The sequence below is a fragment of the Alkanindiges illinoisensis DSM 15370 genome, from assembly GCF_000619845.1.
GTDB lineage: Bacteria > Pseudomonadota > Gammaproteobacteria > Pseudomonadales > Moraxellaceae > Alkanindiges > Alkanindiges illinoisensis.
The window spans coordinates 1,152,337-1,177,159 of sequence record NZ_JHUX01000003.1; the positions used below are offsets into that span (position 1 = coordinate 1,152,337).

23 protein-coding genes are annotated in these 24,823 nt (G+C 48.2%); 8 read left to right on the plus strand and 15 right to left on the minus strand.

What is annotated here, in order from left to right; translation table 11 throughout:
• Positions 1-19: 19 nt before the first annotated feature.
• Together Q337_RS16930 and Q337_RS0105820 are read left to right on the plus strand one after the other, a co-directional pair.
• The gene (locus tag Q337_RS16930; RefSeq protein WP_034279230.1) at positions 20-1,282 is read left to right on the plus strand and encodes an XdhC family protein; all 1,263 of its coding nucleotides are present in this window, start codon (positions 20-22) and stop codon (positions 1,280-1,282) included.
• A complete protein-coding gene (locus Q337_RS0105820; protein ID WP_156935710.1) occupies positions 1,257-1,922 on the plus strand; it encodes a nucleotidyltransferase family protein in 666 nt (221 codons plus the stop codon). The genes Q337_RS16930 and Q337_RS0105820 overlap by 26 nt, the downstream gene beginning before the upstream one ends.
• Before the next feature lie 24 nt (positions 1,923-1,946).
• Here the strand turns inward: Q337_RS0105820 and Q337_RS0105825 are convergent, their stop codons facing one another.
• From Q337_RS0105825 to lptM, 8 genes are all read right to left on the minus strand, one after another.
• On the minus strand, positions 1,947-2,411 hold the full coding sequence (locus tag Q337_RS0105825; protein WP_026470794.1) for a GNAT family N-acetyltransferase: 465 nt from the start codon (positions 2,409-2,411) through the stop codon (positions 1,947-1,949).
• Between the two features lie 49 nt (positions 2,412-2,460).
• Positions 2,461-2,790, minus strand: coding sequence for a hypothetical protein (locus tag Q337_RS0105830; RefSeq protein ID WP_026470795.1), 330 nt, complete (start codon positions 2,788-2,790; stop codon positions 2,461-2,463).
• The gene (locus Q337_RS0105835) at positions 2,787-3,176 is read right to left on the minus strand and encodes a hypothetical protein (RefSeq protein WP_026470796.1); all 390 of its coding nucleotides are present in this window, start codon (positions 3,174-3,176) and stop codon (positions 2,787-2,789) included. Before Q337_RS0105835 ends, Q337_RS0105830 begins: the two co-directional genes overlap by 4 nt.
• A gap of 22 nt (positions 3,177-3,198) precedes the next feature.
• Positions 3,199-3,765 carry a hypothetical protein gene (locus tag Q337_RS0105840; protein ID WP_156935711.1) on the minus strand — a complete coding sequence of 189 codons (567 nt, stop codon included), beginning with the start codon at positions 3,763-3,765 and terminating at the stop codon, positions 3,199-3,201.
• Between the two features lie 41 nt (positions 3,766-3,806).
• A complete protein-coding gene (locus tag Q337_RS0105845; protein ID WP_026470798.1) occupies positions 3,807-4,715 on the minus strand; it encodes a tyrosine recombinase XerC in 909 nt (302 codons plus the stop codon).
• 183 nt (positions 4,716-4,898) lie between these two features.
• On the minus strand, positions 4,899-5,774 hold the full coding sequence (dapF, locus tag Q337_RS16935; RefSeq protein ID WP_051526604.1) for a diaminopimelate epimerase: 876 nt from the start codon (positions 5,772-5,774) through the stop codon (positions 4,899-4,901).
• A 45-nt stretch (positions 5,775-5,819) separates the two neighbouring features.
• Positions 5,820-7,067, minus strand: coding sequence for a diaminopimelate decarboxylase (gene lysA, locus Q337_RS0105855; protein ID WP_026470799.1), 1,248 nt, complete (start codon positions 7,065-7,067; stop codon positions 5,820-5,822).
• A gap of 82 nt (positions 7,068-7,149) precedes the next feature.
• A complete protein-coding gene (gene lptM, locus Q337_RS19370; RefSeq protein WP_026470800.1) occupies positions 7,150-7,371 on the minus strand; it encodes an LPS translocon maturation chaperone LptM in 222 nt (73 codons plus the stop codon).
• A gap of 449 nt (positions 7,372-7,820) precedes the next feature.
• Here lptM and Q337_RS0105865 point away from each other — a divergent pair, with 449 nt between their 5' ends.
• Together Q337_RS0105865 and Q337_RS0105875 are read left to right on the plus strand one after the other, a co-directional pair.
• Positions 7,821-9,350: an FAD-dependent oxidoreductase gene (locus Q337_RS0105865; protein WP_026470801.1), complete on the plus strand. Its 1,530-nt coding sequence runs from the start codon at positions 7,821-7,823 to the stop codon at positions 9,348-9,350.
• A 290-nt stretch (positions 9,351-9,640) separates the two neighbouring features.
• On the plus strand, positions 9,641-10,504 hold the full coding sequence (locus tag Q337_RS0105875; protein ID WP_026470802.1) for an MBL fold metallo-hydrolase: 864 nt from the start codon (positions 9,641-9,643) through the stop codon (positions 10,502-10,504).
• 96 nt (positions 10,505-10,600) lie between these two features.
• On the opposite strand, the gene Q337_RS0105880 is transcribed toward Q337_RS0105875, so the two are convergent.
• Together Q337_RS0105880 and cycA are read right to left on the minus strand one after the other, a co-directional pair.
• Complete coding sequence (locus Q337_RS0105880; RefSeq protein ID WP_026470803.1) at positions 10,601-11,080, minus strand: nuclear transport factor 2 family protein; 480 nt, start codon at positions 11,078-11,080, stop codon at positions 10,601-10,603.
• Positions 11,081-11,278: 198 nt separating this feature from the next.
• Positions 11,279-12,685, minus strand: a complete 1,407-nt coding sequence (gene cycA, locus Q337_RS0105885; protein ID WP_034279233.1) for a D-serine/D-alanine/glycine transporter — start codon at positions 12,683-12,685, stop codon at positions 11,279-11,281.
• A gap of 323 nt (positions 12,686-13,008) precedes the next feature.
• Between cycA and radA the strand changes: the two genes are divergently transcribed.
• Both radA and Q337_RS0105895 read left to right on the plus strand, forming a co-directional pair.
• Positions 13,009-14,403 carry a DNA repair protein RadA gene (radA, locus tag Q337_RS0105890; RefSeq protein ID WP_026470805.1) on the plus strand — a complete coding sequence of 465 codons (1,395 nt, stop codon included), beginning with the start codon at positions 13,009-13,011 and terminating at the stop codon, positions 14,401-14,403.
• Between the two features lie 230 nt (positions 14,404-14,633).
• On the plus strand, positions 14,634-15,638 hold the full coding sequence (locus tag Q337_RS0105895; protein WP_026470806.1) for a Tim44 domain-containing protein: 1,005 nt from the start codon (positions 14,634-14,636) through the stop codon (positions 15,636-15,638).
• Positions 15,639-15,715: 77 nt separating this feature from the next.
• Here the strand turns inward: Q337_RS0105895 and Q337_RS18300 are convergent, their stop codons facing one another.
• The 4 genes from Q337_RS18300 to Q337_RS0105915 form a co-directional block, all read right to left on the minus strand.
• A complete protein-coding gene (locus Q337_RS18300) occupies positions 15,716-16,297 on the minus strand; it encodes a Hint domain-containing protein (protein WP_051526605.1) in 582 nt (193 codons plus the stop codon).
• Positions 16,298-16,375: 78 nt separating this feature from the next.
• Positions 16,376-17,692: an adenylosuccinate synthase gene (locus Q337_RS0105905; RefSeq protein WP_026470807.1), complete on the minus strand. Its 1,317-nt coding sequence runs from the start codon at positions 17,690-17,692 to the stop codon at positions 16,376-16,378.
• Between the two features lie 89 nt (positions 17,693-17,781).
• On the minus strand, positions 17,782-18,945 hold the full coding sequence (locus Q337_RS0105910) for an ATP phosphoribosyltransferase regulatory subunit (protein ID WP_026470808.1): 1,164 nt from the start codon (positions 18,943-18,945) through the stop codon (positions 17,782-17,784).
• A 181-nt stretch (positions 18,946-19,126) separates the two neighbouring features.
• Positions 19,127-20,197, minus strand: a complete 1,071-nt coding sequence (locus Q337_RS0105915; RefSeq protein WP_228133087.1) for a type I glyceraldehyde-3-phosphate dehydrogenase — start codon at positions 20,195-20,197, stop codon at positions 19,127-19,129.
• Between the two features lie 237 nt (positions 20,198-20,434).
• Here Q337_RS0105915 and Q337_RS0105920 point away from each other — a divergent pair, with 237 nt between their 5' ends.
• Positions 20,435-21,154 (plus strand): hypothetical protein, encoded by a 720-nt coding sequence (locus Q337_RS0105920; protein ID WP_026470810.1) that lies wholly within the window; start codon positions 20,435-20,437, stop codon positions 21,152-21,154.
• 124 nt (positions 21,155-21,278) lie between these two features.
• Here the strand turns inward: Q337_RS0105920 and tkt are convergent, their stop codons facing one another.
• Positions 21,279-23,270, minus strand: a complete 1,992-nt coding sequence (tkt, locus tag Q337_RS0105925; RefSeq protein ID WP_026470811.1) for a transketolase — start codon at positions 23,268-23,270, stop codon at positions 21,279-21,281.
• 316 nt (positions 23,271-23,586) lie between these two features.
• Here tkt and metK point away from each other — a divergent pair, with 316 nt between their 5' ends.
• Positions 23,587-24,753 carry a methionine adenosyltransferase gene (gene metK, locus Q337_RS0105930; protein ID WP_026470812.1) on the plus strand — a complete coding sequence of 389 codons (1,167 nt, stop codon included), beginning with the start codon at positions 23,587-23,589 and terminating at the stop codon, positions 24,751-24,753.
• Positions 24,754-24,823: the final 70 nt, after the last annotated feature.

Consider the following 24,823-nt stretch of genomic DNA (forward strand, 5'->3'; position numbering starts at 1 on the left):
AAGCCAAAGGAGTAATGCCATGAGCCAGTTGACTGCCCTGCTTCATGCCATTGATCAGGCACAGCGCCAGCAGGATGATGCTGTCATGGCCACAGTAGTGCAGGTGGAAGGCTCGGCCTACCGGCGTCCCGGTGCCCGTATGCTGATCTGGTCACATGGTCAGCCTGTGGGCACGATTAGCGGCGGCTGCCTTGAAAACGAAGCCTGTAAAAAAGCCCAGTGGCTGACCCGAAATGCCCAGCCAGCATTACAGCGTTATCATACTGGTCATGCCGATTTTTACACTGATCCTGATGCTTATGCCAAAACTCAGGGTGTTCATGATCATCATGGAAATGACATTGAAGCTGATGACGATGAAGCCCTTGCTTTTGGGCTAGGTTGCAATGGCACAGTCAGCGTTTTGTTTGAACGCCTGAATAGCCCAGCCATGCTTGCTGTTAGCCAGTTATTGCGTCATGTGCAGGCCAGTCACCGTGCTGGCGTGATTGCTACTGTCATTAGCACTCAGCCAAGCACTGGTAAAGAAACCAGCTTGCAACTGGGCGACCGTTTGCTGCTTGATCCAGTACAGCATGAATTACGCTGGATTATCCAAACCAATAGTCCAGTTGATAGCAACCTACATCAAACGCTGCATAACGATGTGATTTTTACCCTCACCCGGCAAAAAAGCCTGCATCAGACCTATCAAACGGCACAGGGTAGTATTCAGGTATTTCTGGAATACGTGGCCCCGCCCAACCGGCTGGTGATTTTTGGAGCAGGTCACGATGCGCAGCCACTGGTGAGCATGGCAAAAATGCAGGGCTGGCATGTGAGCGTGATTGACAGCAGGCCGCACTTTGCCCGTAGGGAACGCTTTATGGACGCTGACCATGTGCGCTGTATTGACTTAAAAGCTGTTGATTTAAAGGACACAGCTGCTTTGGCTGAATTAACCAATCTCACCAATGGTGCGGCAGTTGCCATTATGAGTCATAGTCTGGCGCAGGATCGTCAGTGGTTAAAACAAATGTTGCTCAATCCACCACGTTATATTGGCCAGCTTGGGCCGCGTTACCGCACCGAACGCCTAATTGCCGAAATTCAGCAAAGTTTGTCTGACCCTACCCAGATTGACCAAGGTCTGGAAGCCTTACATTACCCGATTGGACTGGATATTGGCGGTGATACGCCCGAAGCCATTGCATTGGCAATTATGGCAGAAATTACGGCTACCCTGAACCAGCGTAGCGGCAAAATGTTAAAACAGCGTGACTTATCCATTCATGCTGAATAACCAGTTTTCCCAACATGCAGAAACACAAATTTCAACCAATACAGATGTTTTACCTCATCTGGCAGTGTTAATTCTGGCAGCTGGTTTAAGCCGCCGTTTAGGACAACCCAAGCAATTATTACTAAAAAATGGTAAGCCGCTGGTTCGTCATGTGGCCGAACTTGCAATTTCCTTAAATCCACAATGCGTTATGGTCGTTGCTAATCACACCGTGGAGATTTCTTCTTTGCTTGAAGATTTGCCCATCCAGCTTGTACTCAACCCGCAAGCCGATACAGGCATGGCAAGCTCATTACAGACGGGTGCCCTCTGTCTAAACAACCATCATGGGCAAGTATTGATTGTTGGGATTGATCAGCCCTTGCTGGATGCAGCTTATTTGCAGCGAATGGTTCAGCAAAATATCCAGTATCCGGACATGAATATCGTGAGCCAATATAGTGACACCATCGGCATTCCTGCCATCGTGCAGCCAGAATTATTGCAGCAAAGTGAGAGTTTGGCAGGTGATAGCGGCCTAAAAAAACTGCTGATGCAGCAACCTGATAAAATAATAAAAATGCCTGCCCCCCAGCTTGCCTTCGATATTGATACCCCTGAGGCATTGCAGCATACCCGGCAAAATGGCTGGATTGATTAAACGCTTATCTACTTACTAATTTTTCTATAGCAACACTTTATGCATCAATGCATTGGACAAGGCAATACCACGTACCACGGGCATTTGCTGCTGCACAATGAAAAAACCGAAATGCTGAAAAAATGGTTGCGCGCTAATACTGACATTTGAGGTTAGCAGTGGCATGCGATTCAGCCCTGCCTGTTTCAATAAATGCTGCATTAAATATGCACCAACGCCTTGTCGGGGGAACTGTGCGGATACAAAAAACTGGTCGATATAGCCATTGTCCTGCAAATCAGCAAAGGCAACAGGCTGGCCTTGTTGCTCTACCACAAAAGGCTTGTTTTTAATAAGACGCGCTGTCCATGCGTGCTCGTCATAATCAAGCGGCGCCCAAGCATTGCACTGCTCAGCACTATAATCCCTGCTGGCAACCTGATGCACTGCCTCATAAAAGATAGTGTACAAAGCCTGTGCATCAGCGGGCTGAAAGTCACGAATTTTCATAGGTTTTAATCACTGCCCTAAAAGCCATTTTGGATAATTTAAATATAGTTTAATCAACTCTTTTCGTTCCTATTTTCAAGTTCCATATGACGTTGCAATGTTTGCATTTTGCCATCCAGATTTGCTGCGTATTATTTTTTTGAGTAGTCGTTGGGCCGCCACAATTGGGGCAAATTATATGAAAAAGCTGATAATAGCCATAACCCAGAATAAATACAGTGAAAACACCAAAGCCAACCGCAAGCGTCCAACCCAGCATAATATAGTGATGTTTAAGGCTATATAAACTGCTTACAAACAAACCCGTATCAATGAGCCATGCCCAAATAAACAAGCGCTGAAAATTTGCAGCAAAGCTGGGATGATCTTGTATAGTCATAATAGAGTGATCCAGCTTTTATAATCCATGGGATTGATCTTAAAAACTTCTACAGGTCTTACTGCCGTATAAGACACCCACTGGTCTGGGGCAATTAGTTGAAATGAGGTTGAAGGTAACTTGTAAATATAACCAATTTTTTGCCAGTCAATTAAAGTGTCTTTTAACTGGATAATCGGTGGATTCATATCAGTATTCACTGAAAACACGGCAGTATCAGATTGAGCTGTTAAACTAAGCGCAAAGGCAACCGCTAACTCATAGCGTGCGACTGCATAAACAGCACTTTCATTGTCACCTGCCCCGCTAAAGCCGGTTGCCTGAGTAGGTTTTAATACCTCAAGCTGTTTGGGCGAACCATGATAAAGATAATCCGGCTTTTGCATATTAACTTCTACACACTGATCCTTAGAGATCACTAACACGAATTTGACTAAAGCGCTTTAGCCCCAGCACGCCACATATCAAACCAAAGAGCCAGATATAAACTTCGAGCCAGTTCTTTAAAGGGTCTTTATCAATGATCGCTAATTCTGGTTGATCGGCTGCATAAATCACAGGCACAGTCGCCTGCAAATGCTGAATGTCATGGCCAAAATGATCGATAAACCGGACAGGTTTTTTATCTACTATAAATTCAACGATTGGCAATTGTGTGGTGACAACCCTGCCGCCTGTACTACTGTGCTGATGCCAGCTTGTTGGCTGATACCCCACAATAATACCTTGCGTTACAGCGTCATTAACCCAGAGCGGATAAATGCGTTTGATCGCATGCGTTAAACCAATTGCACAAAAAATCAGGCATGCCAAGGACAAATACTTGAGTACTCTCAAGATGATCTGAAACAGCTTTTGGGGTTGATCAACAATAGACCGTAAGGAAGCGTAAAGGTCAGCCATGCAATAACCTGCTGTTATAATTTTAATCCTGGCAAAAATTATAACAGCAAGCTCATTACCATAAGCTGCCAATTATTTTGATTTTTCAAAAAAATCTTAGGTATGGCTGTGCTTTAGGATGATTTCTTGCGCGCCCGTGGATGGGCACTGTCATAGACTTTGGCCAGATGCGCAAAATCCAGATGGGTATAAATTTGCGTGGTGCTAATGTCGGCATGGCCTAGCAACTCCTGCACCGCACGCAAATCACCACTACTGGCCAGCAAATGCGATGCAAAACAATGCCGCAACAAATGCGGATGCAAATGCTGACTAATGCCAGCCCGTTCAGCCTGCAAACTTACTCGGCGTTCAATCTGACGGGTGCTCAAGCCCTTACCAGAACGCTCACTTACAAAAATCGCATCCTCTTCAGGTGCAACCCAGCTATTGCGTAATTGCAGCCAGGCTTGCAGCGCTTCAATGGCCTTGCTACCCACTGGCACCACGCGGGTTTTATTGCCCTTACCAACAACAGACACCAGCCCACGCGCCAGATCCAGTTGCGTTAAAGTCAGTTTGGCCAGCTCAGACAAGCGCAAACCACTGCTGTAAAACAGCTCCAGAATGGCTTTATCCCGACACCACAGTTGTGCATCACGCTCCTTTTCTGGTGCTACCTGATCCAGAATCTGCGGCATGATTTCCGCATCCAGCATACCGGGCAACGGCCGGTTAGGCCGCTGAATGGCAAAATCAAGGGCAAAATTTTGCGCAATAATTTCCTGCTCAACCAGCCAGTCGGCAAAGCTGCGTACCGCTGATAGCTCGCGTTGCAGGCTGCTGCTGGAAATGCGGTCTACTTCAATGCGCTGGGCAGCAAACTGGCGCAAGGTATGATGCGTGACTTGCTGTAAGGCAACGGATTTACAGGACAAAAATACCGTAAATTGCAACAGGTCACGCTGATAGGCTTTTCGCGTATGAAAAGACAGGTTCATGCGGATTAAGGCTTGCATCCATTGCTGCACAAGCTCCGACAGATTGTCCTGTACAGAAGAATTTTCAGGCTGATCTGTTTCTGAAAAACTTAAATCCTGCTGGGTCACTCAGTTATCCTTAAAAAAGCCCTGTTACGAAACTATAAAGAATCCCTCTTGCAAAGCAGTGTCTATCATCCCACTGGCCAAAAGAAATTATAAGAGTTTCGCAAGAAATCTAGAGAATTACTGCTCCTCGTTTTGCTCAGGAACATAGAAGTCATAGGGATTAAAAGTGCCTTCAAAGGTGGTTGCTGTTGGCCCTGTCATCCATACTACTTCATTGGGTTGCCACTGGATTAATAAAGGGCCGCCCGCCAGATAAACACGAACTTCCGGGTCAAGCAGGCCACGGCGAATCCCGCTCACTGCTGCTGCACAGGCGCCAGTACCACAGGCCAGTGTTTCGCCCACGCCACGCTCAAACACCCGTAGGCGCACCTCGCCCCGGTTAATAATCTGCATAAAGCCCACATTCACCCGTTGCGGAAAACGCGCATGCGATTCCAGCGCTGGCCCAAGTTTTTCGACAGGTGCTGTCAATACATCATCCACCAGCAGCACCGCATGCGGATTGCCCATATTCACCACGTCCAGCGCTACCGTTTGACCCAATACATCTACTGCATAGCTATCTGGCAACTGCTCGCTCTGTTTTTCAACTTTAAACGGAATATCGTCCGGCAAAAAACGCGGCTCACCCATATTGACGCGCACCCAGGCATTGCTGTTAATTTCCGGCTCGACCACACCACTGTTGGTTTCGACCCGGATTTTGGCTTTTTTGGTTAAGTGACGTTCATGCACAAAGCGGGCAAAACAGCGCACGCCATTGCCACACTGCTCTACTTCCGATCCATCGGCATTAAAAATACGGTATTTAAAATCCACATCGGGCCGCTCAGGAGCTTCCACAATCAGCATCTGGTCAAAGCCGATGCCAAAATTGCGGTGTGCCAACCGGCGAATTAGCTCAGGATGCAGCGGCATGCGCTGGGTGACCAGATCGATCACCATAAAGTCATTGCCCAGACCATGCATCTTGCTAAATTGAATCCGCATTATGTTCTCCGTTTGGTATTGCCGCATTCATTCTTTAAAAAGCCGTTATTCAGGCAGGCAGCTTTCCAGTTGCCACAGGTCTTGCAGGGTTTCACGCTGACGCACCACATGCACGTCACTGCCATCGACCATGATTTCAGCCGCACGCGGGCGAGTGTTGTAGTTACTGCTCATCACAAAACCATATGCCCCGGCACCCATCACGGCCAGCACATCGCCTTCCTGCAAGGATAGCTCTCGCTCTTTACCTAAAAAATCCCCGGTTTCACAAATGGAACCCACCAGATCCCACTGCTTGCTATCTTGCTCGCGTGGTGCTGCAACCGGCACAATATTCATCCAGGCCTGATATAGCGACGGACGGATCAGGTCATTCATGGCTGCATCGATCACCGCAAAATTACGGTGCGCGGTAGGCTTTAGCAAATCCACAGTCGTCAGCAACACTCCGGCATTGGCACTAATCGCGCGGCCTGGTTCCATATATACTTTCAGGCCCAGCTTGGTTAATGCAGGTTGCAGGCTTTTAGCATATTCGGCAGGTGTTGGCGGGGTTTCATCGTTATAGCGCACGCCAAGACCGCCGCCAATATCAATATGCTTAAGGTGAATACCCTGCGCTTTCAACTGTTCAATCATTTGTATGATTTTGTCCAGCGCGTCCACAAAAGGCTGGGTGGTGGTGAGCTGCGAACCAATATGGCAATCAATGCCAACCACATCCAGACCTTGCAGGCTGGCAGCATATTGATAGGTGTCATACACGGTGTCGCTGGGCACGCCAAACTTGTTTTCTTTGAGACCCGTGGAAATATACGGATGAGTTTGCGCATCCACATCAGGATTAACCCGTAAGGACACTGGCGCCTTTACGCCCAGACGCTGTGCTACGCCGTCAATGCGGGCCAGTTCGGCATAGGATTCTACATTAAAACAGGCAATACCGACTTTGAGCGCTTGTTCAATTTCACCTTCAGTTTTACCAAGGCCAGAAAAAACCACCTTGGCCGGATTGCCACCTGCAGCAAGTACACGCGCCAGCTCGCCACCACTGACAATATCAAAGCCTGCACCCAGACGCGCCAGAACATTCAACACCCCAATATTGGAGTTGGCCTTGACCGCAAAACACACCTGATGGTCAATAAAGGCGAACGCTTTATCAAAGGCTGTATAGTGCTGCTCGAGGGCAGCCCGTGAATAAACATATAGCGGGGTGCCGTGGGCTTTTGCAATTTCTGCCAGTGATACCTGCTCGGCATGCAAAATGCCTGCAATACGCTCAAAACTCATGAGTTACCTATTATTTCTAAAAAACGAAAGGATAAAATACTTAAAAGCCGACAGCTAAAAATCATGCATTAAAATGAAGATATTAATTGGTGACTGCAGTGCCCGGCTCATCTGAAAAATCAGTTTGCGGATTAGGCTGCACTTCGCCATTGGCCTTTTTCGGCTTAATCAAATAAATGGCTTTGCTGTCTTTGGCAGCATGATCAGAAGGCAGGATCAAAGGCCCTTTTTGCCCACAGGCGGCCAGCCCAAGAGCTGTCAGGCAAAGCAAGGCAACGGAAAAGTCATAAAAGCCCAGGCGCATGATTATTCCTTAAAATAATTCTAAAATTGCGCAGTAGTATAACCCAAGCAAAATCCATAGATACGGTTTTTCAGCAAACTCGCACTTGGAGCTGTTTGGCAGTATGTCATCTATCTGGCACTAATCACCTATAACCTTGGTAAAACATGTTTATCTCTCCAGAATTTTTTTATTAACAGAGCTCGTGCTTTCATAAAATAACCAAACTTACAGAGTTTGACAGGGAAAGCGCACTTTATTGACTGAAAAGCCGGGCCAGTTCTTTTAAAACTATGATGCACCGTATTGGCAACGCACAGAATTTAATCAAATTAATGACTGGTTTTAAGGCAAGAATTCACTGAATTAGCGTTATCACAACCTTTTTAGACCAACCCGATTATGCCCAGGTATTTGCCTTGTCAACCACTTCAGGACAGCAGGCCGAACCCAGGTACAGGAGTAGCACAATGCACGATTCAAATGGCGCAACCACCTCACTGTGGCAGGATATTCAGCCGCCCATTTCGGCCAATGGCCAGCAAGCCCCTGACATGACCGTTGATGTCTGTATTGTCGGTGCCGGGATTAGTGGTCTATCGGTGGCTTATATGCTGAGCCAGGCCGGCAAGAAAGTGGTGGTACTGGATGATGACCCGATTGGCGGTACGATGACTTCACGTACCACAGCGCATTTGTTTAGCGCACTGGATGACCGTTTTTACAAGCTGGAACGCCTTTTTGGTGAAACTGGGAGCCAGCTTGCTGCAGAGAGTCATACCCGCGCCATTGATAAAATCGAAGAAATTGTGCTGCACGAAAACATTGACTGCGAATTTAAACGTGTTGATGGCTATCTTTTTTCCCATACCACTCAGGATAGCCATGAGCTGGATAAAGAACTTGAGGCAGCACAACGCGCCGGTTTTACCGATGCACAAAAAGTTGATTTTCCGCCACAGCAGCCACAACTTGGCCCGGCCATTTGCTTTCCACGTCAGGGACAATTTCAGCCGCTGGCTTATGTAGCCGGACTGGCAAAGGCCATTCAGGCCAAAGGTGGACTTTTATATGATGGCACCCATGTCAGCAAGGTACAGGATGATGCCAGCGAGCCTTATGTCGAAACTTCACACGGCAGTACCATCAAGGCCAGCCAGATTGTTATTGCAACCAATAGCCCCATGCACAGTGCCGAGTTTTCAATTAAGCAAGCCCAGTATATGACCTATGCAATTGGCCTGCGCATTCCGCCGGAATCTTACCTGCCTACCCTGTACTGGGATACTGCGCATAATTATCACTATATCCGCTGTGCTTCCAGCAAACAGGGACATGACGATATTCTGATTGTTGGTGGTGAAGATCACAAGGTTGGACATGATACCAATACCGATGAGCATTTTGCCGCACTGGAGCAATGGACACGCCAGCATTTTCCATTCGTACAGGAAAAAGTCTATGAATGGTCGGGTGAAGTGATTGAGCCTATGGATGCGCTGGGTTATATCGGCCTGACGCCACGCCAGAAATCGGTCTACATGATTACGGCAGATTCCGGGCATGGCATGACTCATGCCACCATCGGCGGCTTGCTGATTACCGATTTGATTCTGGGACGTGAAAATCCGTGGGCTGAACTATATGATCCTTCACGCCGTACCCTGCATCCGCAATCCATTGGCTCCATGCTTAAGGAAGACATCACCGCCAATCTGGCCTATGCAGACTATCTCACCCCGGCCAGCATCAAATCTCCTGATGAGCTGTCCAATGGCCAGGGTGCCATTATGCAGGACGGGCTGCGCAAGATTGCGGTGTACAAGGATGAACAAGGCGAAGTCCATAAATGCAGTGCAGTCTGTACGCACTGGAAAGGTTTGGTGCGCTGGAATGACGCCGAAAAAACCTGGGACTGTCCCGTACATGGCTCGCGCTTTAATGCCTGTGGCAAGCTAATCCAAGGCCCAGCCAATAAAGACCTTGATCCGGTTGAGTAGTTTTTCGGATTGAATATTTTTTCAGGCAAACAATCAGCCAGTCAAAATTAATAGCTGTAAATCAAAAAGCCAGCCAGTCCATCTGCTGGCTTTTTAACAGTTGAAAATTCATTACTTCTAAAAATTCATCGCTGCTCAATTGCACGTGAACTATGCTATAACAACCAAGATTTTCAATTAAAATACTACTCAGGTCAGGGACAACAAGGATTGTTATGTCTAGCAAAATTAGATCAACCCAAGTCAGGTCTACCGATAATCAATCTGGCAAGCACAGCAAGAAAAAAACCATCTTAAGCCGCTTACTAAATCAACCAGAGCGCAGTTGGTATACACCCGTTGCAAAATCTGCAAACAGCACGCTGGAAATTTTGTATCTGGGCACAGCAGGTTTTGTGCTGAAAAGTCAGAACCGGATTATCGCGCTTGATCCCTATATCAGCCGCCCTTCACTGTGGCAATCTTTGAGCCAGCCTTTAGTGCCAAATACCGCCCTGATTGAACAGCTTATTCCTGAAGCCGATGACGTGTTGATTGGCCACGCGCATTATGACCATATTCTGGATGCGCCGCAGCTTTGCCGCTCTACCGGGGCACGCCTGATTGGTTCGACGGCTACCATCATGGTTGGGCGTGCAGCAGGCTTGCCCGAAGCACAACTGGTCGAAACCCAGGGCCATGAAATAATTGAATCTGGGAGCTGGCAGGTTCGTGGCCTGCCATCCATTCATGGCAAGGCTGCATTTGGACGCATTCCGCTGCCGGGCGACATGACCGAGCCACCGCCGTGGCCGCCCCGGTTTTATCAGCTCAAGCATGGACTGGTTTTAAACTGGCTGGTGGATACCGGTAACCTCAAGGTCGTGCATATTGATTCTGCCGATTTTATTGAAGAAGAACTGGCAGGCGTACAGGCAGATATTGTGTGCCTGTGTGCAATTGGCCGTCATTATCGCCCCAATTATGTGAAGGATGTAGTGCGCCTGCTACAACCCAAGTGGATTATTCCCTGCCACTGGGACAGCATGGTTACGCCAATCCATGACACGCCAGACCTGCTGCCACAAGTCGATATGCCGGGCATGATTGAGGAAATCCGGGCTGCTGGCTGTGAACCAGTGGTGATGCCCATTTTAGGTAAGGCCTGGTTTTAAACAGCGTTACGTTACTACTTTGCAATTACATGCATTCAAAAGCCAGAATTACGCTGGTTTGATTATTTAATTCAAAACAAGTTTCAGTTTAAAGGCTTATAGGCCCAGTGCTGATAAACCGGGATGATCATCAGGGCGGCGTCCCAGCGGCCAGTGAAACTTGCGTTCATTCTCATTAATGGGCAAATCATTGATGCTGGCGTAGCGCTTTGTCATCAAGCCATTTTCATCAAATTCCCAGTTTTCATTGCCATACGAGCGAAACCAGTTGCCGGAGTCATCATGCCACTCATAGGCGTAGCGCACCGCAATCCGGTGATCAGTAAACGCCCACAACTCCTTGATCAGCCGGTATTCCAGTTCCTTGGCCCATTTGCGCTCCAGAAACCGACGTGCATCTTCACGGTTATGGATAAACTCGGCACGATTACGCCACTGGGTATCTAAACTATAAGCCAGTGCCACTTTGGCAGCATCGCGACTGTTCCAGCCATCTTCTGCCATGCGCACTTTCTGAATAGCGGTTTCAAAGTTAAACGGAGGCAAAGGATGGCGAATTTCTTCTGGTAGCTGCATGGTTTTTCTCATTTGGATTTGGTTTTATATCACTGTGTTTATTAGATTAACTTTCTTATGAAGTCAAATCTTGAATGATTAAATAAAAATTAATAGCAAAATAATTAAACCATTTTTATTCCAATAAAAAGCCAGCATTACGCTGGCTCTTGGAATTCCATTGCACATTCATGCAATGTGCATCACTTCAATCTAGCACTAAACCTGCTTGCGTTTCATCACCAGATAACCAATGGCCAGAACCACCAGCCAGACCGGGCTAACAATAAGCGACTGCCGCGTGTCTGGTTCCAGAATCAGGATAAACACGGTAAAAATAAAAAATGCAATCACGGCATAGCACATGGCAACGCCGCCGGGCATCTTGAATTTAGAGGCTGCATGCAACTGCGGACGGGTCTTACGATACTTGATGTATGACAGCAGCACAATAATCCACACACAAATAAACAAAATGGTGGATAGCGTTGTTACCAGCGTAAATGCAGTGATGGTATTGGGCACAAAATATTGCAGCAATGCGCCAGACATAATCAGCACACAGGAAAAGATCAGGCCATTGGCAGGCACAGCCACACTGGACAAACGCTCAAAAAAGCTGGGCGCTTGCTTGTCTTTTGCCAAACCAAACAACATGCGACTGGTAGAAAAAATACCGCTATTCATCGATGACATGACTGACGACAACACCACCAGATTCATGACAATCGCCGCCACCGGAATACCCGCCAGCAGGAACAATTCCACAAACGGGCTTTTGTCCGGCACCACTGAACGCCATGGCGTCACCGACATTACCACCACCAGCGACAATACATAAAACAGGATCACCCGAATAGGAATGGAGTTAATTGCCTTAGGCAGGTTCTTTTCCGGGTCTTTGGTTTCTGCTGCTGTGGTCCCAACCAGTTCAATCCCTACAAAGGCAAAAATGGCAATCTGGAACCCAGCCAGAAAACCTTTTAAGCCATTGGGGAACATACCGCCATCTGTCCACAAATTGGACAGGGACGCCACCGAACCACTAGGCGAGGTAAAGGCGGTAAGCACCATATAAAGCCCGGCGCAAATTAGCGCAACAATGGCAACAATCTTGATCAGGGCAAACCAGAACTCAACTTCACCAAACAGCTTAACGGTGAGCAGATTCAGTCCCATTAAAAACAGCACACAGCCTGCACTAATGGCTGCACCACCCAGCGGGGTAAACTGCGTGCCCTCCGGTAGCCAGAAGGTCAGGTAATTGACAATGGCAGTCAGGTCTGCAATACAAATCGATACCCAGCACAGCCAATAGGTCCAACCGGTAAAAAACCCAGCCCATGGTCCTAACAGATCATACGCCATATCCACAAATGACTTATATTGCAGATTGGACAGCAACAATTCGCCCAGTGCCCTCATCACGAAGAACACCATCAGGCCAATGATCATGTAAATAAAAATAATGGATGGGCCAGCAAGGCTAATGGTTTTGCCTGAACCCATAAACAGGCCGGTACCAATCGCGCCACCAATTGCAATCAGCTGTAAATGACGGTTCTGTAATTTACGCTGCAAATGGTCTGGCGATGACTGACTCACGGCATCATCGTTTGACATCATGAAAAATTTCCCTAATTTTGTTGTGCCTTACCCAAGCAAAATATATTCCTGAATGACAGCCTGCTGAAAAACAGCCCATGGTTTTTTATCACCACTGTAATGCTGGCGCTTGCAGATCCCTCATGGTTGTAAGGCAAAAATAAGCCTGTCCATTTAACAATGAAGTGCCCGGCGATACAACCTGCCATACGATACATTGCTTAATTTTATCGCGGGGTTACTCCATCAAAACACGTCAGATCACGACGCATTTTGCATTAAAATCCATTTTTGCAGATTAAAACCCGCTAAAATAAGCCTCATTTATTAAAACAACGGACACAATGAGCAAAGTCAAAACCCAGTACGCTTGCCAGCAATGTGGCACGATTCATCCCAAATGGTCTGGCCAGTGCAGCGATTGTGGCGAATGGAACTGTCTGGTTGAAAGCAAGCCAGAAGCGGCCTCAACCCACCGTGCCAAAGCGGGCATCGTGGCGGGCGGCTATGCAGGTCAGGCCAGTAGCGTCACCAAGCTCAACAAAATCAGCATGGCACGTGAAACCCGGCTAAGCACTGGCATTGGTGAGTTTGACCGGGTACTGGGCGGCGGGCTGGTCACAGGCTCAGTGGTACTGATTGGCGGTGATCCGGGCATTGGCAAGTCCACCATTCTGCTGCAAACCATGACACATATGGCAGAACAGGCTGGTGAAGGCACTCGTGCGCTGTATGTGACGGGTGAAGAGTCACTGTCACAGGTAGCCTTGCGTGCCCAGCGTCTGGACTTGCCTACCCATCAATTAAGTGTGATGGCCGAAACCTGTGTAGAAACCATCTGCGCTACACTGGCGCAGGAAAAACCTGCTGTTGCCGTGCTGGATTCCATTCAAACCCTGTATACCGAAAGCCTGCAATCTGCACCGGGTGGCGTGGCGCAAATCCGTGAATCGGCTGCTCTGCTCACCCGCTATGCCAAAAATTCCGGCACTGCCCTGTTTCTGGTCGGCCATGTCACCAAGGAAGGTGCACTGGCGGGGCCGCGTGTGCTGGAACACATGGTGGATTGCGTCCTGTATTTTGAAGGTGAATCTGACTCACGTTTTCGAATGATTCGTGCGGTCAAAAACCGTTTTGGTGCAGTGAATGAACTGGGCGTGTTTGCCATGACGGATCGAGGCTTGCGTGAAGTACCCAATCCCTCAGCCATTTTTTTAAGCCGTTATGATGAAGCCATTCCCGGCAGTATTGTGATGGTAAGCCGTGAAGGCACCCGTCCGCTACTGGTGGAAGTTCAGGCGCTGGTGGATGATGCCCATGCCCAGCCACGCCGTGTTGCACTGGGTCTGGACCAGAACCGACTTGCCATGCTGCTGGCCGTGATGCACCGGCACGGTGGCGTGCAAACCACGGGTCAGGATGTGTTTGTCAACGTGGTGGGTGGGGTCAAGGTCATGGAAACTGGTTCTGACCTTGCCGTACTGCTGGCTGTTGCTTCCAGTTTACGCGGTAAGGCCTTGCCACAGCATCTGGCCGTGTTTGGCGAAGTGGGCCTGTCCGGTGAAATCCGTCCGGTGCCTAACGGTCAGGAACGCCTGCGTGAAGCAGTCAAACATGGCTTTAAAACTGCTATTGTGCCGCGTGCCAATATGCCACAGCAAGCGATTAAAGGCCTTAACGTCATTGCGGTTGGCCGCCTGCATGAAGCACTGGATGCCGCCCTGCAAATGGACAGCTAGTTTTGTTGTTTTTGTTACCAGCGCCTGCCTAATGGGTTATCTGCCAAGGCTTAAGCCAGGATTTAAAACTTTCTTAATTGTGTGATATTTCATTGCTTTTAAGGCTGGCTTAATGCACTTCAACAACAATTCCAAACAGAGTATTTGCTTGAAATTAGGCAGCAAACACTACATTAATGGTTTATCACTTGATGATTTAAACTTGATAATCTAAAAGCAGGAAATTGCAGATGCAAATCAATAAGCGTGGTGTCGTGGCAGCGTTGATGATGACGACTTTGGTTTTGTCACCGCTTGCTGAAGCAAAACGGATGGGCGGTGGTAAAAGTTATGGCATGAGCCGTAGCCATAACAGTAGCTCATCGTCTTCTTACAATCAGGGTTATAACCAGAACCGTCAAACTGCTGCGCCTGTGCAACAGGGTACTGTCCAGCCACAGCGCTCTGGCCCCGGTGTAGGTACAATGGTTGCTGCGGGTGTGGCAGGTGCTGCGGTTGGTGCCGTGGCTGCTAATGCTCTAGCTAATGATAATGACCCGGCCACCTCTCGTGATGCAGCAGCTTCTCCTGATGCAGCAACAGCGCAACAGCAAAATGCACAGGCAGCACAAGCTGAACAAAAAAGCAGTTTTAGCTGGCTGTGGATCGCCATTCTGGCCATTGGTGCATTTTTCCTGTTTAGACGCTTGTCTGCAAAAAAAGCATCTGCTAATGGCAACCCCTTTGCCCCTAATAGTGCCGGGCCATTTGGTCGCACCAATGTAGCGCCATCACCTACCTCGCGTCCATTCTCTACCGGCGGTGATAATACCAATATCTTTGGTCAAAGCGTGGGTACAGCAGCAGGTGGTGCATATAGTTCCAGTGGACAGCAACTGCCTGATGGGACTGAACCTGCAGCATTTTTGCGTCAGGCGCGTGCCAAGTTCCTGCACCTGCAATCCATGAATAGCAGCAGCAATATTGAAGAAGTGCGTCGCTACTTTACACCTGATATGTATGCTGCGGTGCGCAATGAAATTCTGTCCAATGATGATCTGGCTGAGTTCCCGCAACTCAACGCACAAGTTGTGGACAGTGGCACTGAAAATGGCCAGTACTTTGCCAGCGTGCAATTTAGTGGAACAGTCAGTGAAACCTTAAATGCGCAGGCTGTACCGTTTAGCGAAACCTGGCACTTTGTGAAGCCTGCCAATAGCAGCGAATGGCTGGTAGCGGGTATTCAGCAAAACTAATTTTAACGTTGTTGTGCCCCTGCAATAAGAAACCTTCTGTTTAACTCAGGAGGTTTTTTATTGGATAAAAATCAGGATTAAATTGTTTTGGCCCATATACCAAGATCAGCAACATAATAGGTATGCGTATCGGCTACTTCAAAGTTATAAACTATGCAGGTATAGGGCTGTCCGTGATCCTTATACCAGCCAAGATAAGTTTCCCGATAAGGTACTCCAGTGTCACGTTGTCGCATCACACCCGGGGTTAAATCCACATCAACAATGCTTACGCCTTCATCATCTCCATATTCATTAAAGCGAATAGTCCAGCCACTTAAGTCACAGGGGAAATGATAAATAGGACGGGCTGCGGTAAACATTCCTCCCCCATTGTCATAAAGTTTAGCTAATCGTCCATCAGCAAGCTCAAAGGAATCACTCTCTCTTAGGTCCTCAGCCTGATCCAGCACTTCTTTCAAGATGCATTTAACTAGGCGTACAGGCTCATTGTCCGTTTTAACTGTTCTGACCACAGGCTTGTAAACTTGCGCCCCAATACCATTTTCAGGTTTGGACAAGACCCTATCGCCAACTTCTATCTGTTCAATGGGGACTAAACCTTGATCAGTATGAACCAGTGTCCCTGATGCAAAACCACTTTCTATTTCTAATGTCATGTCTTTATCTCTCTTGTCAATTTTAAAGTAATAAAAAAGCCCTCACGATGAGAGCTTTTTTAAATTCACAGCTTCAAATCAGCCGAATGGATGACGCAAAATAATGGTTTCTGCGCGATCCGGCCCCGTAGAAATAATATCTATTGGACAACCCACCAGCTCTTCAATTCGCTTGATATAAGCTTGTGCATTGGCAGGTAGCTGATCCACACTGGTTGCACCCACAGTCGTTTCTGTCCAGCCCGGCATGGTTTCATAGACAGGCTTCATGTTTTCAAAAGAAACTGCATCGCTAGACCCTGCACAGCCGCAATCAGTTGCTTCATAGCTGGTGCAGATTTTTACTTCAGATAGCCCGTCCAGTACGTCCAGTTTGGTTAGGCAAATTCCGCTGAGGGAATTCACTTCTACCGCACGGCGTACCACCACGGCATCGAACCAGCCACAACGACGCTGACGACCAGTAGAGGCACCGATTTCATTGCCAACCACGCCCAAATGCTTGCCGATGGCATCGCCCACATCCGTCTTGGCATCCCAGACCAGTTCGGTTGGGAATGGGCCAGCACCAACACGGGTGGTATAGGCTTTGGTAATACCCAGCACATAATCCAGGAATAACGGGCCAACACCTGTACCGGTGCTCACACCGCCTGCTGTGGTGTTACTGCTGGTGACATAAGGATAAGTCCCGTGGTCAATATCCAGTAAGGAGCCTTGCGCGCCTTCAAACATCAGCGGCTTACCCTGCACCCGGTAGTCATGCAAAATGGCCGTTACATCAGCAATTAATGGTTTTAACTGGGCAGCCCACTCGGTGCATTGCTGTAACACAGTGTCAAAATTTACCGCTTCAACGCCATAATACTGGGTCAGGCGGAAATTGTGATACTCAATAACTTCTTTCAAGCGGGTAGCAAATTCTTCACCACCACGAATCATGTCAGCCAGACGCAGGCCACGGCGGGCAACCTTGTCTTCATACGCCGGGCCAATGCCACGGCCAGTCGTACCAATCTTGGCATTGCCACGCTTGATTTCACGCGCCTGATCCAGCGCAATGTGGTAAGGCAGAATTAGCGGGCAATTCGGGGAAATACGCAGACGCTCACGCACCGGCACGCCTTTGGCTTCCAGTGTACTCATTTCCTTGAGCAACGCATCCGGCGCCAGCACCACGCCATTGCCAATCAGGTTAAGCACATTGGCACGTAAAATTCCTGAAGGAATTAAATGCAGTACAGTTTTCTCGCCACCAACGACAAGGGTATGGCCTGCATTGTGCCCGCCCTGATAGCGCACAACGGCTGCGGCCTGATCGGTTAGCAAATCAACGATTTTGCCCTTGCCCTCATCGCCCCACTGTGTACCAAGCACAACGACATTCTTGCCCATATCTGCCTCATTACCTATATAAAACTGTTGCTCAGGCTGCATCAACACGCAGCAGCCCTAACGTTAAAATTAGCCTTGAAAACTCATGCTTAAACGGACTGACGCTGCCATGTCGCCCCATCATGGACCAGACGCTGACTGGCACGACTTTGCTGGTCCTGTTCATTCAATGCCTGAATCACCACAAAACCATCCTGACGTGCCTGCTCAATGGCAGCCTGCAAGTCAGGTTCCTTGCCCAGTGGAGCCAGCATTACCGGTGTATCACTGGCTGGATTAGCCTGTGCCAGTACGTACAAATCACAGCTAAAACCGGTTGCCGCACGCTCACGGCCAAAGGCGATACCAATGCCATCATAACGTCCACCCTGTGCCAGTGGCACAGCACGGTTTGGGCCATAAACCGCAAACATCAGCCCGGTATGGTAGTGATAACCACGCAATTCTGCGGCATCCACGCCAACATTAATCGTAGACCAGTACTGCTGAACATGCGCCTGTGCCTGTTCCAGCGCATTCAGTGCCTGTTGCAGGGTTTGGTCAGCCAGTACCTGTGCAGACAACTGCTGCTTCAAGATAGTCAAATCATTGCCATAACGGCCCAGCGCATAAAAATCCTGTCCCAGATTCAGCGTCTGGGTATATTCAGCCAGTTCAGGAATTGCCTTGCGCTGATATAAATCGGTAAGTTCTGCTTCCTGCGTATCGCTCAGGCCAGCGATGCGTGCCAGATTTCTAAAAATACCCACATGACCCAGATCCAGATGCAGGTTGTGTTCAAAGCCTGCCTGTTGAAGCAGAGTCAGCATCAGGTCTGCCATTTCCAGATCAGCTTCCAGTCCTTTGCAGCCAAACAGTTCAGCACCCAGTTGCAACGGAGTGCGGGACGCCGACAAACCCTGTGGCCGGGTATGCAATACTGTAGCGGCATAGCAATAACGGGCAATGCCTTCAACCGGTCTGACATGCGCGTCAATGCGGGCAACCTGTGGGGTAATGTCAGCACGAACACCCAGCAAACGACCTGAAATCTGGTCGATGAGTTTGAAGGTCACCAGATCAAGGTCACTGGTGTTGCGGTTTAGCAGGGATAAGGATTCGACGTATTCAATAAATGGCGTGTAAACCAGTTCATAACCACGGCTGGCCAGAGAATCAAGTAAACGACGACGAAGCTGTTCAATCACTTGCGCCTGTTCTGGCAGCACATCAGCCACCCCATCAGGCAATAACCAAGTTTCTGAAACTGGCATGGTAAAACCTATTTGATAGTTGGGTTAATGCCAAAAAGTGGCATCCCACACGAAAAAAAATCGGGCTATTTCCCGACGTCGGCAAGTCTAGCACGAAGCAAAAATGGTTGCACGCCTGTCTGCCGGGCAAACCAGCGAAAAATGGACAAATGACGCACAAACCGGCCTTTGAGCCATTAAATCAGCATTGAACCGGATTGCTGCTTAAGGCCGTGCACAAATCCAGCAAGCGATTGGCATAGCCCCACTCATTGTCATACCAAGCCAGTACCTTGGCCTGCCTGCCTACTACAATGGTTTGCAAGCTATCCACTACTAATGAATATGGCTGGTGGTTAAAGTCACTGGACACCAGCGGCTGGTCAGTGACATCCATAATATTGGCATACTGGTTTTGCGCAGCATCCATAAACAATTGATTAATGGCGTGCGCATCTGCCGGATTTTTCATTACAAATGACAGGTCAATGGCAGCCACATTGATGGTTGGCACCCGAATGGAATAGCCATCAATACGATTTTCCATATGTGGCAATACCCGCTTTAGGGCACCTAGCGCACTGGAGGTGGTTGGGATAATATTGTAACCCGATGCCCGTGCCCGGCGCGGATCACGATGGGCATGATCGAGCACCGCCTGATCAGTCGTAACTGCATGAATTTCGGTCATTAATGCCGATTCAATGCCAAAAGCATCATCCAGTAATTTCACCAGTGGCACCAGTGCCTGCGTGGTACACGACACACTGGAAATGACCCGGTCTGTTGGCAAAATATCCTGCTCATTAATCCCAAAAACCACTGCAGCATCCACGGTATCAAATGGGGCTGCACCAATAATGACGCGCCCTGCTCCTGCCTGCAAATGCCCGGAAGCCCCAGCGCGGGAACGGAACAGCCCGGTGCACTCCAGCACAATATCAATAGCAAGTGCCTGCCATGGTAACTGTGCGGGTTCAGCCATTTTAAGAATCTTGATATGACGACTAATGCCATCTTTGCTGACCTGCAAAAAGCTCGTTTCACCCTCAGTACCATCATCTTCAGTAACAATCGCTACCTGTGCATTGAAACGCCCATGCGTACTGTCAAAACGCAAGAGGTGTGCCAGCATTTCCGGTTCAGCAATGTCATTAATGGCTATAATATTGACCTGCGGCCACAGTTCTTCTTCAATCCAGGCACGCAGCACATTACGGCCAATGCGTCCAAACCCATTGATGGCAATATTTAAGGCAGAAGAATGACTCACAGACAGGCTCAGCATGGCAAAACAGGCGATATAGTTTAGCGCATATCACTGGTAAAAAAAGTTTCCGGGCATTTTTCATGAAAAAAACATGAATTGAATCGATTCAAGCGATTACAAAATCCGTTTCTCAAAATTTTTACTTAAAAAATGCGGATTTTTTGTACATTCACTTAACAATTATGTCGACTACGTCTATACTTTTAAAAATCAAGGACGTGACTTCTGACGATATAAATTATGGCTAAGCTCTTTAAAGTTTTTGCATTTTCTACTTTAGCGCTTTCTTTTGAGGTGCTTTCGCTTCAGGCTGCTTATGCCGAAGATACCATTTACACTTGGACTGATGAGCAGGAATCATTAACCAATTATGGTGGTATTCCGCCAGAGGAAGAACTGGGTTCCGACGCTGTTAAAGTGATTGACCTGCAAAAAGGTATTACCACCAAGGTTGATTTTCCAGCCCGTGCAGTGGATGCAGCCGCTGAAAAAAACAAACAGCAGCTTAAGCCACCTGCTGGCTATCCTGCGGCAGCTATTTCCGCAATAAATCCCAATGCTCCTACGGAAGCAGCTACGCCTGCAACCAGCAGTGCTCCTAAAATGCTGGGTTCTTCAACGCCTGTACCGCCTCCTAGCAATACCGATCAAGCTAAACCTGCTGCACAGTCCGGCATGTTGGCCTCAGGCAAAGCCAGTTCGTTTATTAATGAGGAAGAAGCCAAAAAGCTGAGTGAACAGGAAAATAAACTGGAAGAACAGGCCAAAAGTGCACGCCGTATTGCCCTTGAAAAACGACGTGATGAAATGAAAGCGCTGGCAGAACGTGTGCGTAATGGTGCAGCATCACGACAGGAAATTGCAGCCCTGATGACCTATCGCCAGACAGCCTCTTTTGGTGAAGCCCGTAGCGCACTGGCACGGCCTAAAACAGCTAAAAAAGTTGAGCTAAATGATTAAATTTTAATATCAATAAAATAGGATTTAGGCGTCAGTTTTGATCCGGTTTATTGATGCAGTTACAGCATAAAAAATGCCTCCTGTGTGGAGGCATTTTTTATATTAATCACTTGCAGAAGATGAATTATCGCGCAACCAGTTCTTCTACCGCAGCAACAACTGCATCCGTGGTAATACCGAAATACTTGAACAAGTCTTTGGCCGGGGCAGACTCACCAAAAGTACTCATACCAATCACCTTGCCATCCAGGCCTACAAATTTCCACCAGTAGTCCACGTGCGATGCTTCAACGGCAACACGCGCGCGGATATTGGCTGGTAATACCGATTCACGATAGGCGGCATCCTGACGCATGAATTCTTCAGCACATGGCATGGATACCACACGCACGCCTGAAAGCTGGCTATAGGCCTGCATTGCCAAGTCAACTTCAGAACCTGTTGCAATAATAATAGCTTTAAGTTCACCCTGCTCTGCTGCCAGTACATAGCCGCCTTTGGCAGCATCCGTAATTTGCGTTTCAGTGCGGGTTAAATGCGGCAGGTTTTGACGGGAGAACACCAATGCAGTTGGGCCATCCTTACGTTCAAGCGCTGATTTCCAGGCAATTGCCGATTCAACGGTATCCGCTGGACGCCAGGTATTCAGGTTTGGCGTACCACGCAAAGACGCAAGTTGCTCAATCGGCTGGTGAGTTGGGCCATCTTCACCCAAACCAATTGAATCATGCGTATAGACATGGATTACGCGCTGTTTCATCAATGCGCCCATACGAACGGCATTACGGGCATATTCCATAAAAATCAGGAACGTGGCCACATAAGGAATAAAGCCACCATGCAATGCAATCCCGTTGGCAATTGCTGTCATACCAAATTCGCGCACACCATAGTGAATATAGTTGCCTGCCGGATTGTCCTGAATACCTTCACAGCCCTTCCAGATGGTGAGGTTAGAGCCAGCGAGGTCAGCCGAACCACCCAATAATTCTGGTAACTGTGGTCCGAATGCCTGTAGTGCATTTTGGCTGGCCTTACGGCTGGCAATGGTTTCTGCCTTACTATTCACATCACGAATATACTGGTCGGCTTTAGCGGCAAAATCAGCAGGCAAGTCACCATTTAAACGGCGCTGTAACTCAGCCGCCAGTTCTGGATACTTGGCTTTATAATTCTCAAACAGCGTGTTCCATTCATTTTCCTGAATGATTCCCTTTGGGCGTGCATCCCAGGCGTCATAGACATCCGCTGGAATTACAAAAGGTTCATCGGTCCAGGTCAGGGTATCGCGTACCAGTTCAATTTCCGAAGCACCCAGCGGCGCACCGTGGCATTCTTCTTTACCCTGTTTGTTAGGTGAACCCAGACCAATGACGGTTTTACAGATAATCAGGCTTGGGCGCTTGGTTTCTGCCTGTGCAGCCACGGTCGCCGCATGCAGCGCTTCGGTGTCGTGACCATCTACTTTTACTACATGCCAGCCATAGGCTTCAAAGCGCTTTTGCGTATCGTCGCTAAACCAGCCTTCTACTTCACCATCAATGGAAATGCCGTTGTCATCATAATAAGCAATCAGCTTGCCCAATTGCAGTGTACCCGCCAGCGAGCAGACTTCATGCGAAATCCCTTCCATTAGGCAACCATCACCCATAAAGCAATAGGTGAAGTGATCCACGACATTCAAGCCATCACGGTTAAACTGCGCGGCCAGTGTTTTTTCAGCAATGGCAAAACCCACTGCATTGGCAATGCCCTGACCCAGTGGCCCGGTCGTGGTTTCAACCCCAGCGGTGTAGCCATATTCCGGATGGCCCGGTGTTTTGCTATGCAACTGGCGGAACTGTTTGAGATCATCAACAGAAACATCGTAGCCAGACAGATGTAATAAGGCATATTGCAGCATGGAGCCATGGCCATTGGACAACACGAAACGGTCACGGTTTGGCCAGTTAGGATTACTTGGGTTATGGCGCAAAAATTGACGCCACAGCACTTCAGCAATTTCTGCCATGCCCATCGGCGCGCCTGGATGACCGGAATTTGCCTGTTGAACAGCGTCTACGGCCAGCACACGAATGGCATTGGCAAGGCGGCGTTCATTGAGTGGTGTTGTCATGAGCCAGTTTCCCGAATAACTAAATGAAGGACTTGAGTAAAACCTGAACAAGCAAGCTTCAGTCTGTTTTTAAAACCAGTGCAAAAAACCAGTTTGATAAAAACAGCACCGAAAAAAGATGGGCGTATTGTCCTAAAAATCAGGTGCAGGGTAAAGCAAAGAATGCTTTTTTATTAAAGTCAGGTGACGTGATGGCATCAGGCTGAATTTTTATTGCGATAAAATCAAGCATTTTTCATGCAAGATATGCTAGTCCAAAGCCTTAAGTCGCGTTAACATAGCCGCCATCTTTAACTTCTTATTTTCTGGAACATTCATGCGCGAATACGCTGTCTTTACGTCAGAATCGGTCAGTGAAGGCCACCCAGATAAGATGGCAGACCAAATCAGTGATGCCATTCTTGATGCAATCTTACAACAAGACCAATATGCCCGTGTTGCCTGTGAAACACTGGTAAAAACCGGTGCCGTGGTACTGGCAGGTGAAATTACCACCACTGCCAACATTGATTTTGAAAAAATCGTGCGTGATACCGTCAATGACATTGGCTATAATCACAGTGACTTGGGCTTTGACGGCTCAACCTGTGCGGTTATTAACATGCTGGGCAAGCAGTCCCCTGAAATTGCGCAGGGCGTAGATCGCCAAAAGCCTGAAGATCAGGGCGCTGGTGATCAGGGCCTGATGTTTGGCTATGCCAGCCATGAAACTGATGTCTTGATGCCAGCGCCGATTTGCTATGCGCATCGTCTGGTTGAAAAACAGTCTGAACTGCGCCGTAATGGTAAGCTGGCTTGGTTACGTCCTGATGCTAAAAGTCAGGTAACTTTCCATTATGAAGATGGCAAACCTGCCCGTGTTGATGCAGTAGTTTTATCTACCCAGCATGATCCCTCCATTAGTCAGGCTGACCTAAAAGAAGCCGTCATTGAAGAAATCGTGAAGGCCGTATTACCAGCCGAAATGCTGCATGCAGCCACCAAGTTTCACATCAACCCAACTGGCAAGTTTGTGATTGGCGGGCCAGTCGGTGATTGTGGTTTAACGGGTCGCAAGATTATTGTTGATACTTATGGCGGCATGGCTCGTCATGGTGGTGGCGCGTTTTCCGGTAAAGACCCTTCCAAGGTTGACCGCTCAGCAGCGTATGCAGGCCGTTATGTGGCCAAAAATATTGTGGCAGCTGGCCTTGCCGATAAATGTGAAATTCAGGTGAGCTATGCAATTGGTGTAGCAGAACCAACCTCTATTTCCATTAATACCTTTGGTAGCGGCAAAATTGACGATGAGCAAATTATTGCCCTGATTCGTGAACATTTTGACCTGCGTCCCTATGGCATTACCCGCATGCTGAACCTGATTCAGCCGATGTACCAGAAAACTGCAAGTTTTGGTCATTTTGGCCGCCATGGTTCTGATAATTCATTTACCTGGGAAAAAACTGACAAGGCAGAATTGCTGAAAAAAGCGGCTGGCCTGTAATTCAGTTCTAAGCGTCGTATCGGTTCTAACATAAAAAAGCCGCGCAACCTTCAAAGAAAATAGCGCGGCT

Coding starts and splice junctions, on each gene's coding strand:
- Q337_RS16930 (WP_034279230.1), top strand. CDS start 20: ATGAGCCAGTTGACTGCCCTGCTTCATGCCATTGATCAGGCACAGCGC.
- Q337_RS0105825 (WP_026470794.1), bottom strand. CDS start 2,411: ATGAAAATTCGTGACTTTCAGCCCGCTGATGCACAGGCTTTGTACACT.
- Q337_RS0105830 (WP_026470795.1), bottom strand. CDS start 2,790: ATGACTATACAAGATCATCCCAGCTTTGCTGCAAATTTTCAGCGCTTG.
- Q337_RS0105835 (WP_026470796.1), bottom strand. CDS start 3,176: ATGCAAAAGCCGGATTATCTTTATCATGGTTCGCCCAAACAGCTTGAG.
- dapF (WP_051526604.1), bottom strand. CDS start 5,774: ATGCGGATTCAATTTAGCAAGATGCATGGTCTGGGCAATGACTTTATG.
- lysA (WP_026470799.1), bottom strand. CDS start 7,067: ATGAGTTTTGAGCGTATTGCAGGCATTTTGCATGCCGAGCAGGTATCA.
- lptM (WP_026470800.1), bottom strand. CDS start 7,371: ATGCGCCTGGGCTTTTATGACTTTTCCGTTGCCTTGCTTTGCCTGACA.
- Q337_RS0105865 (WP_026470801.1), top strand. CDS start 7,821: ATGCACGATTCAAATGGCGCAACCACCTCACTGTGGCAGGATATTCAG.
- Q337_RS0105880 (WP_026470803.1), bottom strand. CDS start 11,080: ATGCAGCTACCAGAAGAAATTCGCCATCCTTTGCCTCCGTTTAACTTT.
- cycA (WP_034279233.1), bottom strand. CDS start 12,685: ATGATGTCAAACGATGATGCCGTGAGTCAGTCATCGCCAGACCATTTG.
- radA (WP_026470805.1), top strand. CDS start 13,009: ATGAGCAAAGTCAAAACCCAGTACGCTTGCCAGCAATGTGGCACGATT.
- Q337_RS0105895 (WP_026470806.1), top strand. CDS start 14,634: ATGCAAATCAATAAGCGTGGTGTCGTGGCAGCGTTGATGATGACGACT.
- Q337_RS18300 (WP_051526605.1), bottom strand. CDS start 16,297: ATGACATTAGAAATAGAAAGTGGTTTTGCATCAGGGACACTGGTTCAT.
- Q337_RS0105905 (WP_026470807.1), bottom strand. CDS start 17,692: ATGGGCAAGAATGTCGTTGTGCTTGGTACACAGTGGGGCGATGAGGGC.
- Q337_RS0105910 (WP_026470808.1), bottom strand. CDS start 18,945: ATGCCAGTTTCAGAAACTTGGTTATTGCCTGATGGGGTGGCTGATGTG.
- Q337_RS0105920 (WP_026470810.1), top strand. CDS start 20,435: ATGGCTAAGCTCTTTAAAGTTTTTGCATTTTCTACTTTAGCGCTTTCT.
- tkt (WP_026470811.1), bottom strand. CDS start 23,270: ATGACAACACCACTCAATGAACGCCGCCTTGCCAATGCCATTCGTGTG.
- metK (WP_026470812.1), top strand. CDS start 23,587: ATGCGCGAATACGCTGTCTTTACGTCAGAATCGGTCAGTGAAGGCCAC.